This is a genomic window from Virgisporangium ochraceum (assembly GCF_016863655.1).
In the GTDB taxonomy this organism is placed as follows: Bacteria; Actinomycetota; Actinomycetes; order Mycobacteriales; family Micromonosporaceae; genus Virgisporangium; species Virgisporangium ochraceum.
In genome coordinates this window covers 36,155-51,855 of the sequence record NZ_BOPH01000015.1, presented here as the reverse complement: position 1 = coordinate 51,855, position 15,701 = coordinate 36,155, and the positions used below count along the sequence as shown (strand labels likewise).

At 69.6% G+C, this 15,701-nt stretch carries 17 protein-coding genes and 1 tRNA gene; 12 read left to right on the top strand and 6 right to left on the bottom strand.

All coding sequences use genetic code 11. The features are described 5' to 3' along the window. Positions 1–94: 94 nt before the first annotated feature. From Voc01_RS05020 to pheA, 4 genes are all read left to right on the top strand, one after another. On the top strand, positions 95–763 hold the full coding sequence (locus Voc01_RS05020; RefSeq protein ID WP_203926067.1) for a hypothetical protein: 669 nt from the start codon (positions 95–97) through the stop codon (positions 761–763). 212 nt (positions 764–975) lie between these two features. Continuing rightward, the gene (locus Voc01_RS05015) at positions 976–1,368 is read left to right on the top strand and encodes a hypothetical protein (protein ID WP_203926066.1); all 393 of its coding nucleotides are present in this window, start codon (positions 976–978) and stop codon (positions 1,366–1,368) included. A gap of 61 nt (positions 1,369–1,429) precedes the next feature. Next, complete coding sequence (locus Voc01_RS05010; protein WP_203926065.1) at positions 1,430–1,978, top strand: hypothetical protein; 549 nt, start codon at positions 1,430–1,432, stop codon at positions 1,976–1,978. A 10-nt stretch (positions 1,979–1,988) separates the two neighbouring features. Further along, positions 1,989–2,930: a prephenate dehydratase gene (gene pheA / locus Voc01_RS05005; protein WP_203926064.1), complete on the top strand. Its 942-nt coding sequence runs from the start codon at positions 1,989–1,991 to the stop codon at positions 2,928–2,930. A 61-nt stretch (positions 2,931–2,991) separates the two neighbouring features. On the opposite strand, the gene Voc01_RS05000 is transcribed toward pheA, so the two are convergent. From Voc01_RS05000 to Voc01_RS04990, 3 genes are all read right to left on the bottom strand, one after another. Further along, on the bottom strand, positions 2,992–3,621 hold the full coding sequence (locus Voc01_RS05000; protein WP_307781556.1) for an AIM24 family protein: 630 nt from the start codon (positions 3,619–3,621) through the stop codon (positions 2,992–2,994). A 138-nt stretch (positions 3,622–3,759) separates the two neighbouring features. Further along, complete coding sequence (locus Voc01_RS04995; RefSeq protein WP_239159958.1) at positions 3,760–4,122, bottom strand: metallopeptidase family protein; 363 nt, start codon at positions 4,120–4,122, stop codon at positions 3,760–3,762. Between the two features lie 158 nt (positions 4,123–4,280). Beyond that, a complete protein-coding gene (locus Voc01_RS04990) occupies positions 4,281–4,709 on the bottom strand; it encodes an OsmC family protein (RefSeq protein WP_203926062.1) in 429 nt (142 codons plus the stop codon). 34 nt (positions 4,710–4,743) lie between these two features. Between Voc01_RS04990 and Voc01_RS52820 the strand changes: the two genes are divergently transcribed. Continuing rightward, positions 4,744–6,330, top strand: a complete 1,587-nt coding sequence (locus Voc01_RS52820) for a phytoene desaturase family protein (protein WP_239159957.1) — start codon at positions 4,744–4,746, stop codon at positions 6,328–6,330. Between the two features lie 9 nt (positions 6,331–6,339). Continuing rightward, on the top strand, positions 6,340–6,975 hold the full coding sequence (locus Voc01_RS04980; protein WP_203926061.1) for a hypothetical protein: 636 nt from the start codon (positions 6,340–6,342) through the stop codon (positions 6,973–6,975). Between the two features lie 103 nt (positions 6,976–7,078). On the opposite strand, the gene Voc01_RS04975 is transcribed toward Voc01_RS04980, so the two are convergent. Beyond that, positions 7,079–7,156: transfer RNA gene (locus Voc01_RS04975), tRNA-Tyr, on the bottom strand. Positions 7,157–7,489: 333 nt separating this feature from the next. Next, on the bottom strand, positions 7,490–8,227 hold the full coding sequence (locus Voc01_RS04970) for a DUF7873 family protein (protein WP_203926060.1): 738 nt from the start codon (positions 8,225–8,227) through the stop codon (positions 7,490–7,492). A gap of 96 nt (positions 8,228–8,323) precedes the next feature. Between Voc01_RS04970 and serS the strand changes: the two genes are divergently transcribed. The 3 genes from serS (at position 8,324) to Voc01_RS04955 (ending at position 11,310) form a co-directional block, all read left to right on the top strand. After that, positions 8,324–9,577: a serine--tRNA ligase gene (serS, locus tag Voc01_RS04965; protein WP_203926059.1), complete on the top strand. Its 1,254-nt coding sequence runs from the start codon at positions 8,324–8,326 to the stop codon at positions 9,575–9,577. Positions 9,578–9,688: 111 nt separating this feature from the next. Continuing rightward, the gene (locus Voc01_RS04960) at positions 9,689–10,513 is read left to right on the top strand and encodes an HAD family hydrolase (RefSeq protein WP_203926058.1); all 825 of its coding nucleotides are present in this window, start codon (positions 9,689–9,691) and stop codon (positions 10,511–10,513) included. Further along, positions 10,510–11,310 (top strand): HAD family hydrolase, encoded by an 801-nt coding sequence (locus tag Voc01_RS04955; RefSeq protein ID WP_203926057.1) that lies wholly within the window; start codon positions 10,510–10,512, stop codon positions 11,308–11,310. Before Voc01_RS04960 ends, Voc01_RS04955 begins: the two co-directional genes overlap by 4 nt. Before the next feature lie 15 nt (positions 11,311–11,325). Here Voc01_RS04955 and Voc01_RS04950 read toward each other — a convergent pair whose 3' ends face one another. Continuing rightward, positions 11,326–11,895: a bacterial proteasome activator family protein gene (locus Voc01_RS04950; RefSeq protein WP_203926056.1), complete on the bottom strand. Its 570-nt coding sequence runs from the start codon at positions 11,893–11,895 to the stop codon at positions 11,326–11,328. A 35-nt stretch (positions 11,896–11,930) separates the two neighbouring features. Here Voc01_RS04950 and Voc01_RS04945 point away from each other — a divergent pair, with 35 nt between their 5' ends. The 3 genes from Voc01_RS04945 to Voc01_RS04935 all read left to right on the top strand — a co-directional run bounded on the left by Voc01_RS04945 (position 11,931) and on the right by Voc01_RS04935 (position 15,667). Beyond that, a complete protein-coding gene (locus Voc01_RS04945) occupies positions 11,931–12,677 on the top strand; it encodes an alpha/beta hydrolase family protein (RefSeq protein WP_203926055.1) in 747 nt (248 codons plus the stop codon). 84 nt (positions 12,678–12,761) lie between these two features. After that, positions 12,762–13,961, top strand: coding sequence for an ABC transporter substrate-binding protein (locus Voc01_RS04940; RefSeq protein WP_203926054.1), 1,200 nt, complete (start codon positions 12,762–12,764; stop codon positions 13,959–13,961). A gap of 182 nt (positions 13,962–14,143) precedes the next feature. Beyond that, on the top strand, positions 14,144–15,667 hold the full coding sequence (locus Voc01_RS04935) for a hypothetical protein (protein ID WP_203926053.1): 1,524 nt from the start codon (positions 14,144–14,146) through the stop codon (positions 15,665–15,667). Positions 15,668–15,701: the final 34 nt, after the last annotated feature.

Genomic DNA, 15,701 nt, shown 5'->3' with positions numbered 1-15,701 from the left:
GCTCGCCTCAAAGGTCTACCAGCACTCCCCTAGCACACAGTCGGACACGTACGGTGTATGGACCCACAACTGAAGGCGAAGGTGGAGGTGCGCGATGACTGGTCTCTTGCATTCGAGCGACGGCCCTGGAATCTTCTCCGCGCCACCTGCCGGTCACGTTCCGGGTGACTTCCTGGACAGTTCGACACGTACCTCTCCCTCGGAGTGGGTGCGGTCGCGCCGGGAGGCCGCGGCACAGCGTCGCGTGGCGGCCAAGCACGCCCGCACGGCGCAGAAGCTCGCCTCGCTCGGTCCGGGCTGGGAAGTGGTCGATCTGCGTGAGGTCGCGGGTACCGCTCCGATGACGTACCTCGCGATCGGCCCCGGTGGCGTGTTCGCGATCACGGTCAAGGACCACGGCCGCGCCAAGGTCGGCTTCGCCGGCGACGTGGTGCAGATCGACGGTCGCCGGCCGAAGTACGTGCTCGAGGCGCGGGAGAACGCCCGCCTCGCCGCCACCGCCCTGTCCCGGGTCGCCGGCATCTCCGTGCCGGTCATGCCGGTGCTCGCGTTCGCCGGCAGCGGCGTCATCACGTTCTACGGCATGCCCAAGGGCTGCATCGTGAGCGCCTACCAGGAGCTCGGCCGGGTGCTGAACTCGCGCGGCGAGCGGCTGGCCGCGAAGACGGTCAAGAAGCTCTACGCCTACGCCGACCACCCCGGAACGTGGGTCAACTCGGCATTCGACCGCTACGAGTGGTCCAAGAACGATTCCCAGCCCTGAGAAACTAGCCCTGACAAACCGGTGTCTCCGCCGGTACCGTCGTTGCGTGGCCGCTTTGCCAGTACCTGACAGGCGCTCCGTCCCCTGGGCGCGACAGCTCCACGGGAGGCTATGTGCCCCACGTTGAACTGTCCATCACCGACTTCGGCCCCGTCACCCCTCCCGCACCCCGCCCGGTGCCGGAAGCTGCCGCCGCTGCCGAGGCAACGGCTGTGGATCCTGATCGGCTCGCCGATCCACTCGACCACTGGGTGCGTGCGGTCGCGAGCGCGATCGAGCCCTGTCTGGTCATCGACGCCGACGGCGTGATCGTCGCGATGTCACCGTCCTGCGTCGAGCTCATGAGCCTCACCTCGTCCGCGGTGGGTTCCAATCTCCGCAAGGGCCCGTTCCGCCTGATCGACTTCTCGGCCGACGGCGGCAAGCTCTCCAAGTCGGAGGTCGACAAGGTTCCGCCGGTCCTGGCCGTATCGTCGGGTCGGCTGGCCCGCGGGTTGATCCGCGTGCGGTGCGGCGACGCGGTGGTCACGCTCGACGCGATCGCCACGCCGATCGGTCATACCGGCTCGGTCGCCGGTTCATTGACGTTCTTCAGCCCCGTGTAACGTTTCGCCTCGTCGGGGAGGGGCGATGCGGCGGCCGGGCGTCACTGGTTCCTTTGCATCGATGATCTTAATCATCGGTGCGCTGACGTCTGCCTGCGCGTTGGATCCCGTGAAGCCGACCCGCGACCCGAGTGCGCGTCCACCGTCGGCGGCCGACGGGCCACCGGACTCGGGGGTTCCCGTGCCGCTGCCGCCCCCGTCGGTCCCTTCGAGCGCGTCGGGCTTCAGCGAGTACGTGGCCGTCAGCTGCAACGGGCGGCCGACCGCCAACCAGGTGATCGCGGTGGTGCGGCCGAAGCTCAACCTGGCGGCCAGCGTCCAGATCACCGTGACCACGCAGCCGACCTGTGCGGGCACGTGGCAGTACACCGTGTTGAGCGTGCCCAACCACGAGACGGTGCACGCGGTCACCCGGGGCGATCCGGCGGCGCTCACGGTCGTGGCGGCGGGCAGCAACCCGTGTATCCCGGCGGTGCGGGTCAGCGCGCCGACCGGGCTGCGTTCGGTGCTCGGCTGCGACTCCGTGACCGCGACGACGACCACGAGAACGCCCACCCCGACACCCACCCCGACGCCGACTCCGACACCGACGGCCACGCCGGGTACGTAGGGTCTACCCCATGCCCGGAGTACCCCCGCAACGCTTCGTCTTCCTCGGCCCCGAAGGCACGTTCGCCGAGCAGGCGCTGCTGACGATCCCCGCGGCCGCGCGCGGCACCCGCATCCCCGCCCGCAGCGTGCCGGAAGCACTCGACGCGGTGCGCGCCGGTGACGCCGATGCGGCCCTCGTGCCGCTGGAGAACTCGATCGGCGGGGCGGTGGGGGTCACGTTCGACGAGCTGGCCAGCGGCGACCCGTTGATGATCACGCGGGATGTCGTGTTGCCGGTGCAGTTCGTGCTGGCGGCGGCGAGCGCGCTGCCGTTCGCCGGGATCGCGTCGGTGGCGGCGCACCCGCAGGCGTCGGCCCAGTGCCGGCAGTGGCTGCGTGACCACGTGCCCGGCGCCACCGTGGTCGACGTCCTCTCCAACGGTGCGGCCGCGGCCGCCGTGGCCGCCGGCGAGTATCCGGCGGCGATCTGCGCCGAGATCGGCGCCACCCGCAGCCGGTTGACGGTGCTCGCCAAGGACATCGCCGACCATCCCGACGCGATGACCCGGTTTGCCCTGGTGACCCGGCCCGGTCCGCCGCCACCACCGACCGGTGACGACCTGACGTCGCTGGCGGTCTACATCGCCCATGACGAGGTGGGTGCGCTGCTGGCCGTGCTGACCGAGCTGGCCGTGCGCGGGGTGAACCTGACCAGGATCGAGTCGCGCCCGACCGGCGAGCGGCTGGGGCGCTACGCGTTCTTCCTCGACTGCACCGGTCACCTCAACGAGGCCCGGATGGGCGAGGCTCTGATGGGACTGCGCCGGGTCGCCAGCGAGGTCCGGTTCCTCGGCTCGTACCCGCGCGCGGCCCAGCCCGGCGAGCACCCGGTTCCCCCGCCGGCAGGCACCAGCGACCGCGACTTCGCCGACGCGCAGGCCTGGCTGAGCCGCCTCCGCACCGGCGGCTGAGCCGGCCAATGCCGCACCGTCGAGCCGCGCGGCATTGGCTGGGCGCGGTGACCCCGCGCCGTCAGCCGCCCAGGCCGCCGAGGAGGCCGCCGCCCTTGGACTGCTGCTGGGGGCCGGCCTGGCCCTCGCTCGGCTGGATGATCACGAAGCCCTGCCCGTTCAGGGCGAGCTGGAACAGCTCACCCGAGCCGCCCCGCAGCATCGAACCCAGGCTCTGCGACTTCTGGATGTTCGACTGCAGGTTGGCCGACCAGCCGATCACGGCGTCGGTGTCGACGAACACCGGCTGGTTGGGCGCCACCGGGATCACGATCGGCGGTCCGTCGCAGGTGATGGCGAGCTTGCCCTGACCGGTGAAGACCGAGTTGAAGAGGCCACCGCCGAACATGCCGGCACCGGGCACCTTCTGGATCTGGTACTGCAGGCTCGGGTCGAACAGCAGCACGTTGCGGCCGTTGATCGACAGCGCGTCGCCCTGCTCGATGTCGATGAGGAAGCAGTCCATCGAGGCGTTGGCGAACCAGATCTCGCCCTGGCCGCGGCACGCCATCAGCGGCACGCCCTCGCCGGTGACGGCACGGCGGATGAAGTTGCCCGCGCCCTGGCTCTTGACCTCGAACTGGATCTGGCCGCGGTAGGCGATCATCGCGCCCTGCCGGGCGAGCACCTCGCCATTGACGACGTACTTCACACATTTGCTGTGTTGCAGGCTCATACCCGGGGCGGTCGGGGCCTGCGCCATGGATTCGGCTTTGAAGAGTTCACTGCGCACGGTCGCGAGCGTATCGGGTCGACCTGCGGAAATGGGGCCCGCCTTGGCAAACCGGCGCTAGCCCCAGCCCAGCTCGTGCAGGACCTTGTCGTCGATGCCGAAATGGTGCGCGATCTCGTGGACCACCGTGATCGCCACCTCGTCGACGACGTCCTCCTCGGTGTCGCAGATCGACAGGATCGGCCGGCGGAAGATGGTGATCCGGTCGGGCAGTACGCCGCTGTACTCCTGCCCTCGCTCGGTGAGCGCGTACCCCTCGTAGAGCCCGAGCAGGTCCGGGTCGTCCGCGGGCCCGTGGTCCTCGACGAGCACCACGACGTTGTCCATCAGCCGGAGCAGTTCCTCGGGCACCAGGTCGAGCCCGTCGGACACGAGCTCCTCGAACCGCTGACGCGACATCTTGACGGCCACGGAAGCCATTCTGGGCGCCCGGAGGCCGGGCGCCCAACAAAGGGCGTCGCGCCCTTGTCAAGGCGCTCGCCGATCTTGCACTTGTGGCCGCCTCTATTTACGGAAATGTCGTGTTTTGACGGAGGCCACAAGTGCAGGATCGGCGAAAGGGCGACGTCGTGGGTGTGCTAGCCGACGAGCGTGGCGTCCAGCGTGATCTCGACCGACGCGAGTGCCTTGCTGATCGGGCACCCGGCCTTCGCCGCCTCGGCGTGCTTGAGGAACTCCGACTCGTCGATGTTCGGGACCGTGCCGGTGGTGACCAGGTCGATGCGGGTGATCGCGAACCCGCCCTCGGTCTGGCCGAAGTTGACGGTGGCGTTCGTGACCACCGAGTCGGGAGTGAAGCCGGCACCGGCGAGCATGTTCGACAGCGCCATCGAGTAGCACGCGGCGTGCGCCGCGGCGATCAGTTCTTCGGGGTTGGTACCGGTCCCCTCCTCGAAGCGGGACTTGAAGGAGTACTGGCCTTCGTAGGCGCCCGAGCCGAGGGCGAGCGTGCCGGAGCCGCCCTTGAGGTCGCCGTGCCAGCGGGCTGAAGAGGTACGCGTAGGCATGGACCGAACGTAGCGGATCGGCGAGACTGCCCGCATGGGGAACCGGTACGACGTGGTGGTTGTAGGGGGTGGCCACAACGGGTTGGTCGCCGCGGCCTATCTCGCGAAGGCCGGCAAAAAGGTCCTCGTCTGCGAGAAGCGCCCGGTGGTCGGCGGCGCGGCGGTCAGCGAGCAGCCGTTCGGGCCCGACTTCACGGTGACGAGCCTCTCGTACGTGGTCAGCTTGCTGCCCGAGGAGATGGTCCGCGACCTGCGGCTGAAGAAGCACGGCTACCACGTCTACCCGCAGGGCCCCTACTTCGCGCCGCGCCGCGACGGTTCCTACCTCGCACTGCCCGACAACCCCGCCGGGAGAGCGGAACAGATCGGCAAGTTCTCGCTCAAGGACGCCGAGGCGTACGAGAAGTGGGAGGCGTGGCTGGGCAAGCTCGGCGGGCTGGTCGGCCCGCTGCTGCACGAGATTCCGCCGAAGCTCGGCTCGAAGCGTCCGGGGGACCTGTTCGGCCAGGCCGGCCTCGCGGCGAAGCTGCGCAAGGTCGACGTGCGGGCGGCGTTCGACCTCACCCGGCTGTTCACCGCGAGCATCGCCGACTTCGTCGAGGACCGCTTCGAGTCCGACGCGATGCGCGGGGTGCTCAGCGTCTCCGGCGTCATCGGCACGTGGGCCGGCCCGCGCAGTGCCGGCACCGCGTACGTGATGCTGCACCACCACATCGGCGACACCACGTGGGGCTTCCCGCGCGGCGGCATGGGCGGGGTCACACAGGCACTCGCGGCGTCGGCGCGGTCGTTCGGGGCCGAGGTCCGCGTGAACGCGGGCGTCGCCCGGATCACCGTCGTGGGCGGGCGGGTCACGGGGGTCGCGCTCGAGAACGGCGATGAGATCCGGGCGGACGTCGTGGTGACGACCGCACACCCGAAGATCTCTTTTCTGGGACTGGTGGAGCCGAAGGAACTTCCCGACGACTTCGTGGCCGACATCGAGCAGTGGCAGAGCCGCTCCGGCACGGTGAAGGTGAACGTCGCCGTGGATCGGCTGCCCCAGTTCGCGTCCCATGAGGATTTCGACCCGGCGGTGCACGGGGGCACGATCGTGCTCGCGGAGTCGCTCGACGATGTGGAGACCGCGTTCCAGGAGGCGGTGTCGGGGAGGGCGGCGACGCTGCCGTTCGCCGACGTGTGCATCCCGAGCGTGTTCGACGACTCGCTCGCGCCCGAGGGCAAGCACGTGGTGAGCATGTTCAGCCAGTGGGTGCCGCACACCTACGCCGACGCGCCCGACAAGGACGAGCTCACCGCGTACGCCGACCGTCTCATCTTCCGCATGGACCAGGTCGCGCCCGGCTTCATCGACTCCATCGTCGACCGGCAGATCATCGGGCCGGACACGATGCAGAACGAGTACGGGCTGGTCGGCGGCAACATCTTCCACGGCGAGCTGAGCCCCGCGCAGATGTTCCACTGCCGCCCGGCCGCCGGGTACGCCGACCTCCGCACGCCCATCAAGGGGCTGTACCAGGCCGGCTCGGCCACCCACGGCGGTGGTGGGGTCACCGGGGTGCCGGGCCACAACGTGGTGCGGCAGATTTTGCGGGACCAGCGGTTCAGGAGAGCGAAGTAACCTCTCTGCATGGCTGGCGACGGGACCGTGGAATGGGGCGAGGACCGGCCGGTCCGGTTGATGGACCGGCTGTTCGGTGACGCCGGTGGCGGCGGGCAGCGGTTGAGCGCGCCGGCGGCGGGCGCGGCGGTGGTGGCCCTCGCCCTCTTCATCGCCGCCGAGCTGGTGCCGTGGATGAGCGTGACCCAGCAGCAGCAGGGCATCGGACCCGACCTGCCCAGCCAGACCAGCGACGTGTCGCTCGACACCGTGGGGTGGGGCATCACCGCGGCCTACTACCTCGGGCTGATGATGCTGCTGGCCGTGGTGGGTCTGGTCCAGGTCACCCGGCCGCACACGCGGCGGGCGCTCACCGCGGCCGGTTTCGGCCTGTCGGCCGCCATGCTGGTGCTGCTGGTCGGCGCGATCCGCCGGGCCGGCGAAGGTGGCCAGTACGGGCCGTTCGACCAGGGGATCGAGGCGACCGTCGGACCGGCGCCGTACCTGGCGATCGCCGGGGTGCTGCTGGTGGTCGCGGCCCTGGTGATCAGCGGATGGCGTCCGGTGATGGCGACGGGTCACCGTCGGCCCGCTCCGGCCGATCCCGACGAGGACGACGACGACGAGGAACCGGGTCCGATCGACCTCACGGTCACACCGGCCTGAGCGCGTGGTGCCTGGGTCACGGTGGGTCTGAATCACGTCCGGGTCTGAATCACGTCTGGACATGAAGCGACCCCGGGCTGCGTATCCGGCAACCCGGGGTCTGTCAACGTCTGCGGGACTCGAACCCGCAAAGTCGGATTTACAGTCCGATGCCTTTTCCAGTTAGGCCAAGACGGAGTCGCCGCCATTTGCTGGCGCCGTTTCCCACTGATGGGCGCTTACACAACGTGTAAACACGCGCTCTCCCTATTGAGCTAGGGGCCCATGAAGAGGACCCCGCAGGGCTCGAACCTGCAACCTCGTGTCTGCAAGACGCCCGGGTTCGGGACGGCACGGACGGCAATATTCAACTTGGGACAAGAACCTGAGCACTGAACCCGACGCCTCTGCCAGTTGGGCTACCGGGGCATGTACCCCGGGCAGGTCTCGAACCTGCACTGAACGGGTGTATGAACACTGATGTTCTGAGTTTGAGTTTGTGTCCGAGCCCCCATGATAGGGCCCGGACACAGCCTCACGCGAACAGGTAACCGAAGACCCGGTCGCCGATCTTCTGGTCGGTGACGATCGTGGAGTTGGCCGCCTCACGCGCCAGCTTCACGGCCTCCGACAGCTTCACCACGCGCGACTTCAGCTCGGAGATGCGCGCCTGCGGCAGCGCACCCGAGAACTTCACCGTGGTCCAGTAGCCGACCAGCACGTCTTCGAAGTACATCTCCACCTGGGCCGGGTGCTTGTCGGTGGCCTCGGCCTTGACGTGGTTGCGCGGCACCTTCTTCGACCGCGTGGTCTGCGACGGCGTGGTCGCGTACGCGTCGGTCGCCTCGTCGAACGTCCAGACCTCGGCGGCGTCGAGCACCGGGATGCGGGTGATGAACGCCAGCAGGTCGGCCAGCTGCTTCTCCAGGAAGAGCAGGTAGGTGACCGGGACGTCGGTGGCGATCGTGGTGCCGTCGACCACGATCGACGCCTTCGCGGAGCAGTTGGCCACGTCCTTGGTGAGGATGACGTCGAACAGTCGGGTGAGCGCGCCCTGCACGTCGGAGAGGACGTCGCGGGCCCGTACCTGAACGCGTGTCGACTCCGGCGGCAGCTGCTCGCCCTCGTCGTCCTTCGGCTTGTAGGTGCGCGAAATTCCGGACAGCTGCGCGGTCTTCTGCAGCTGCTGGGACGCGGCCGTGAAGTCGGCCTGAGCGCGCGACTTGACGCCCTTCTCCAGGGCGACGATCTGGTTCAGCTGAGTCTGTGCCACGGTGGGTTCCCCGATAGGTCGATTGATGTCGACGGCACTGTACAGGTGGGGATATAGCGCGCGAACGCTGTTTTGGACCGCCTAGACTTGTTCACCGTGATTGACCTGAAGCTGCTCAGAGACAACCCCGACCTGGTACGTGCGAGCCAGGAGGCCCGGGGCGAGTCCGCGGCGAAGGTCGACACGCTGCTGGCGGCCGACGTGGCCCGGCGCGAGGCGGTGGCCCGGTTCGAGGCGCTACGCGCCGAGCAGAAGCAGCTCGGCAAGCAGATGCCGAAGGCGAGCGGCGACGAGAAGGCCGCACTGCTGGCCCGCACCAGGACCCTCGCCGACGACGTGAAGGCGGCCTCGGCGGCGGTCACCGCGGCGGAGGACGCGCTGAAGGCGGCCCAGCTCGCGATCCCGAACGTCATCGAGGAGGGCGCGCCGGCCGGCGGCGAGGACGACTACGTCGTGCTGCGCGAGGTCGGCGAGCATCCCACCCTCGACCGGGTACGCGACCACCTCGAGCTCGGTGAGGCACTGCGCGCGATCGACATGGAGCGCGGCGCGAAGGTGTCGGGCTCGCGGTTCTACTTCCTCACCGGTGTCGGCGCGATGCTGCAGCTCGGCCTGTTCAACCTGGCGATGCAGCAGGCCGTCGAGTACGGGTTCATCCCGATGATCCCGCCGGTGCTGGTGAAGCCCGAGGTCATGCAGGGCACCGGGTTCCTCGGCGAGCACGCCAGTGAGGTCTACCGGCTCGAGGCCGACGACCTGTACCTGGTCGGCACCAGCGAGGTGCCGCTAGCCGGCTACCACTCGGGCGAGATCCTCGACGACCTCGCCGAGCCGCGCCGGTACGCGGGCTGGTCGTCGTGTTTCCGCCGCGAGGCCGGCTCGCACGGCAAGGACACCCGCGGCATCATCCGCGTGCACCAGTTCGACAAGATCGAGATGTTCTCGTACTGCCGGCCCGAGCAGGCACACGACGAGCACCTCCGACTGCTGGCGTGGGAGGAGGAGCTGCTGGCCAAGGTCGAGATCCCGTACCGGGTGATCGACGTGGCCGCCGGCGACCTCGGCAGCAGCGCGGCCCGCAAGTTCGACTGCGAGGCGTGGGTGCCCTCGCAGAACCGCTACCGCGAGGTCACCAGCACGTCGAACTGTACGTCGTACCAGGCGCGCCGGCTGAACATCCGGTACCGCGACGAGAAGGGCACGCAGCCGGTCGCCACCCTGAACGGCACGCTGGCCACGCCCCGGTGGATCGTGCCGATCCTGGAGAACCACCAGCAGCCCGACGGGTCGGTGCGGGTTCCCAAGGCGTTGCAGGCGTTCGTCGGCACCGACGTCCTGAAGCCTCGTTAGCGGACTGCCAAAGAATCAAGAGCAGCAGTTTCGTTCGCGTTTGGTTGCTCGAGGTGGCGCGGTTGCGAAAGCGCGCTACGGTTGCTCCCCCGATCCGGGAAGGAGCGCCACATGGTTCGTCCAGGTCTGCCAAAACTGATCGCCACCGACCTCGATGGCACTCTCGTGCGCAGCGACGACACGGTCAGTGCCTACACGCACGACGTTCTCGCCCGGGTGAAGGCCGCCGGCATCCGCATCGTCGGGGCCACCGGGCGCGGGCCGCGCCTCACCGGGCTGGTGCGCACCGACATTCCGAGCGCCGACTATCTGGTGCTCGGCGGCGGCAGCCGGGTGCTCGACGTCACCGATCCCGATGAACCCCTCGTGCTCCGCGACGAGCGTCTTCCGGGTGACGTGCTCGCGGAGGTACTGGCGTCGATCGAGCGCGCTTGTCGCGGTCCACTATCGATCTTGATCGAAGCTGGAGACGGCCCGGAGTCGCCGTTGTGGGGCGACCCCGATCCCGCCTGGCGCTACCCCGACGCCGTGGAGGCGCGGGTGCGCGCCGACTGCCTCACCGGTCCCGTGATCAAGGGGTTCGCCCGGCACCCCGCGCACGACGCCGACGGCCTGCTGGAGATCGCGCGCCGTGCGGTGCCGCCGGATGTGGCGTCGATCACGCAGGCGGGGCTCGGCTACATCGAGATCTGCCCGCCCGGTGTCGACAAGGCGACCGGGCTGGCGGTGGTGGTCAACGCCCTCGGTGTCGACCCCGACGACGTGCTCGTGTTCGGCGACATGCCCAACGACCTGCCGATGTTCGCCTGGGCCGGGTTCGGACGGGTGGCCGTGGCCAACGCGCACCCGCAGGTGCGGGCGGCCGCCGACGAGATCATCGGGAGCAACGACGACGACGGGGTGGCCCGGTACCTGGCCCGTATGTTGGGCTCGTGAAGCTCGTCGCCACCGACCTCGATGGGACCCTCGTCCGTTCCGACCGAACCCTGAGCGACCGCACACTCGCCGTGCTCGACTCGTTGCCCGTGCCCCTGGTGATCGCCACCGGGCGGCCGCTGCGGTGGGTCCTGCCGATCTACGAGATGTTGGGCCACAAGCCGATCTCGGTCGTGGCCAACGGCGCGGCGGTGTACGACCCCGAGGCCGACGAGCTGCTGCACTCCGCGCCACTGGCCGCCGACGAGCTGGCACACGCCTGCGAGGCCCTGCGGAGCGCCGTGCCCGACGCGGTGTTCGCGGTCGAGCTCGACGGCGGCCGCACGATGGTCCACGAGGACCGGTACGACGTCGGCATGTGGGAGCGGACCATGGACGGCCGGCGCATCGGCCCACTGGCCGACGTGGTCGCCGAGCCGGCCGCGAAGCTGCTCGTGCGGTCGGCGTCGAACAGGGACTCCGACGAGTTCCTCGCGCTGGTCTCGGCCACGCTCGAAGGGGTGTACGAGGCGACCCACTCGTCGCTGTCCGGGCTGGTCGAGATCTCGGCGGCGGGGGTCACCAAGGCCTCGGGGGTGGCGTGGGTGGCCGCCCGGCTCGGCGTGGAGCCCGCCGACGTCGTGGTGTTCGGCGACATGCCCAACGACATCCCGATGCTCGCCTGGGCCGGACGGGCGGTGGCCGTGGCCAACGCCCACCCGACCGTCAGGGACGTCGCCGACGAGGTGACCGGCAGCAACGACGAGGACGGCGTCGCCACCTGGCTGGAGCGCGAGTTCGCCTCCCGGGCGGGCTGACCCGCCGCGGACGGCTCAGAGGTACTGGCCGGGGCTCTCGCCCTCGCTCGGGGCGCCCGGCATGCCCGGGATGCCCCGGCCGCTCATCGGCAGGGCCGGACGGGCGCCACGCATGTGCTCCAGCTGCGCCCGCGCCGCCATCTGCTGGGCGACGATCGCGGCCTGGATGCCGTGGAACAGGCCCTCCAGCCAGCCGACCAGCTGGGCCTGCGCGATGCGCAGCTCGGCCTCGGAGGGCGTGCCGTCGGCGAACGGCAGCGTGATCCGCTCCAGCTCGTCGCGGAGCTCCGGCGCCAGGCCGTCCTCCAGTTCGAGGATCGAGCGGCGGTGGATCTCCTTGAGCCGCTGGCGCCCGGCGTCGTCGAGGGGCGCGGCGCGGACCTCTTCGAGCAGTTGCTTGATCATGTTGCCGATCCGCATGACCTTCGCCGGCTGCTCGATCAGCCGGGCCGGGTCCTCCTTGTCGTCGCCGTCGCGGTCTCCGTCGACGTCGACGTCGACAGTGCCGATCGGGCGGCCGTCGGGCCCGACCACGAGCACGGTGCGGCCATCCTCCTGCTGGGCTTCCTCTGCCATGGGGTCCATCCTCGCTCATCTCCGAACGGGTCCACACTTGCCCCGTGAGTGACGTTCTAACCCGACCCGCGCCGCCACCCGACGTCGTGCTCCGGTACGGCGACCATCCCGACCACGTGATCGACCTGCGGCTTCCGGCCACGCAGACCGGACCGCTGGTGATCTTCGTGCACGGCGGGTTCTGGCGGGCAGCCTACGACCGGGCGCACGCCGGTCCGCTCGCGGCCGACCTGGCGGCCCGGGGGTACCCGGTCGCCTGCCCGGAGTACCGCCGGGTCGGGCAGTCCGGCGGCGGCTGGCCGGGAACGCTCGACGACGTGGCGGCCGCCCTCGCGGCGCTGCCGGACCTGGTGCGTCCGCACGCCGACCCGGCCGGCGCGATCCTCGTCGGGCACTCCGCCGGCGGGCACCTGGCGCTGCTGAACGCTCACACCCCGGGTCTGGCCGGGGTGGTGGCGCTGGCACCGGTGGCCGACCTGGGCGCCGCGTACCGCGCGGGGATCGGGTCGGACGCGATCGCGGCCCTGCTCGGGGGCGGCCCGCACGAGGTCCCATCGCGTTTCGACCGGGCCGATCCGGCTCGACGCGGGCCGCTTCCGGTACCCACTGTGATCATCCATGGGGACGCCGACGACAGCGTTCCGGTAGAGAACTCTGCCGGATATGCGGCTTCTGTGGCCGGAGATCTATGCCGAATCACGGTGCTTTCCGGGGTCGACCATTTCGCGCTCATCGACCCGCTGTCGCCGACCTGGGAGAACGTGGTGACCGCGGTGGGCGAGCTACGGTGACTCTCGGCATTGACTGGCCGCGCCTTACCCGGTAGGAACGCCAACGGGCGGCAGAACGGTCCGCATTCACCTGGAGGATGGAACTTGTCCCAACTCAGTAGGCGGGGCGCTCTGCGGCTGCTCGGATCACTGGGCGCCGCCGGTGCGGCCGCTCCGTTCCTCTCCGCGTGCGGCTCGTCAAACGACGACGACACCTCGACCGCGTCGAAGGGCACCGTCAAGATCGGCCTGCTGCTGCCGGAGACGGGTGCGAACAAGTTCATCGGCGACGACATGCGCCAGGGCTTCGACCTGTTCCTCACCCTCAACGGGCGGCGGCTCGGCGGTTACGACGTCCAGCTCGTCGCGGCCGACGAGGGTGAGACCAAAGAGTCGGCCAAGGCCGCGATGGAGAAGCTCAAGCAGGAGAAGGTGCTGGCCGTCACGGGCATCGCCAGTGCGCAGGCGATGGTCGAGGTGCGCGACATCGTCGAGCAGGCACACATCCCGCTGATCGGCTCGAACGCGTCGCCGCCGCAGCTCAGCACGCTGTACATCTGGCGCACGTCCTACGTCGACACCGAGCTGGGCGTGGCGCTCGGCGAGTACGTGGCCTCGCAGCTCGGTGGCGGAACCGCCGCGATGATCGCCTCGGAGTCGATCGGCCGCGACGCCGTGCAGGGCTTCCAGCAGACGCTGGTCTCGGCCGGTGGGCGCATCGAGAGCCAGGCGACGTACGTGCCGGCCGGCGCCGCCGACTTCAACTCGTTCCTCCAGCCGCTGCGCAACAGCCAGACGGTCAAGGCGATCTTCGCGTTCTTCGCCGGATCCCAGGCCGAGGCGTTCGTGAAGCAGTACAGCGCCGCCTTCCGGGACAAGAACCCGAAGATCCCGCTGTTCGGCCCCGGGTTCCTCACCGAGGGTCCGCTGCTGAAGCAGCAGGGCGACGCGGCCAGAGACGTGTGGACGTCGTTCAACTACTCACCCGACCTCGACAACGCCGCCAACCGGCGGTTCGCCGCGGAGTACCAGAAGAAGCACCAGGTGAGTCCCACCACGTACGCGATGGCCTCGTACGACGCGGGAGCGGTGCTGAACCAGGCGCTGGGACTGGTCGAGGGCGAACTCTCCGGCGAGTCGCTGAACGCGGCGATCGGACGGGTGGGCCAGATCAGCAGCCCGCGTGGCGAATGGCAGTTCAACACCAACCGCTCGCCGCAGCAGCGGTGGTACCTGCGCCAGGTGCGGTGGGACGGCGCCGTGCTGTCGAACAACGTCGTTTCCGAACTGGATACGCTCGGCTAGCGTCCGTGCGGCCGTCCCTTTCCAGGCAGGCGCTGAGACCGGTCGGTTGTCGGATGCGGTACGCCCGCACCTGGGCATGTCGGGTATTCGGCTCGATACGGGCCGCACTCGTCCATTGAGTGTCGACACGGTACGCGATGCTCAAGGAAGATTGTGGAGCCCCGATCCGTAGGTAGGTGTCCGTGACGAGCCCACTCCCGCCCCCCGCCCATGCGGGTGAGCCGGCACAGCCGCTCGTGGTCCGGGAACCGACCGTCGCGATCATTCCGACCCAGTACCGCCCGCCCGACCGGGGCGGTTACTCAGGGTATGCGGCACCTGGCTATACGCCGCCCCCGAACTACTACCAGCCGGTCATCCCGTCGCAGTACCCCTCCCAGTACCCGCGGCCGGTCTACCTTCCGCCGCCCCGGCGCCGCCGCCGAGGGCTGGCGGCCGCCGTCGTGGTGGCCCTGCTGCTCGTGCTCGGCGCGGGCGGCGGTGCCGCGGCGTTCGTCGCCGCTGGTCCCGACGGGGTGGCCCGCTCGCTGGGCGGACCGGGCAAGGCCGGCACCGCGCCCGACGCCCGCGACACGGCGATCATCGAGGTGCTCAACCGCCGGTCGAAGGCGGTCAACAGCCGCGACAAGACCGCGTTCATGGCCGACATCGACAAGACCGACGCCGAGCTCACCAAGCGCCAGGAGACGGTCTACGAGAACCTGATCAAGCTGCCGTTCGCCGAGTTCAGCTACAAGATCGGCGGCGGGGGCGGGTACGACGACAGCATCCCCACCGAGCTGAAGACCAAGTACGGCGACCAGGTGCGGGCGCCCGGCGTCGCGATCATCCACCGCATCGAGGGGGTCGACAACGACCCGGTGGCCGCCCCGTGGGTGCCGATCTTCGCGCTGGTGTCGTCGCAGTGGCGACTGGTCGGTGAGGCCAAGGGCAAAGAGCTGCCGTCCGGGGTCGGCGGGCAGCCCTGGGACGCCGGTCCGATCATCGTGGAGAAGGGCGAGAAGGTCGTCGGCATCTTCTCCGCCAACAACCGGAGCCGGGCCGGCACGCTCATCCGGATCGCCGACGAGGCGATGGACCAGGTCGCGCTCGTGCGGCCGAACCAGTGGGTCGGCAAGGTCTTCATGACGGCCGTGCGCGACCGGGCGGTGTTCGACGCGTACTTCGGCGCCAGTCCGGAACGGGTCGACCAGGTCGCCGCGATCGCGGTGCCGCACTACGACGACGTGCCCGACTGGAACGGCACGGCGAACTACTCGGCCACCCGGGTGATCTTCAACCCCGACGAGATCGACGAGGACAACGACGTCCTCAGCGCCGACATGTCGCACGAGTTCACCCACGCGGCGATGGCGCCGGTCACCACCGGCTGGACGCCCACGTGGCTGGTCGAGGGGTTCGCCGAGTACGTCTCGTACAAGGGCGCCCAGATCGACACGAACAGCCTGAAGCGCGCCCTCGACGGGGTGCAGACCGAGAACCTGTTCGCCGGCGAGCAGTTCTACGACGAGCCGATGAACTACATCACCGCCTGGCTGGCCAACCGCATGATCTCGGAGACCTACGGCGAGACCAAGCTCATCCAGCTGTACGAGCGGTTCCAGCAGACCTCCAACGAGGAGGTCGTGATCAGCCAGGTGCTCGGAGTCCCGCGGGCGACGCTGATCAAGAACTGGCAGGACTACGTCGCGAAGCAGAAGCGCTGAGCGTCGGTCCGGCGCCGCCGGACCGACGCGACGG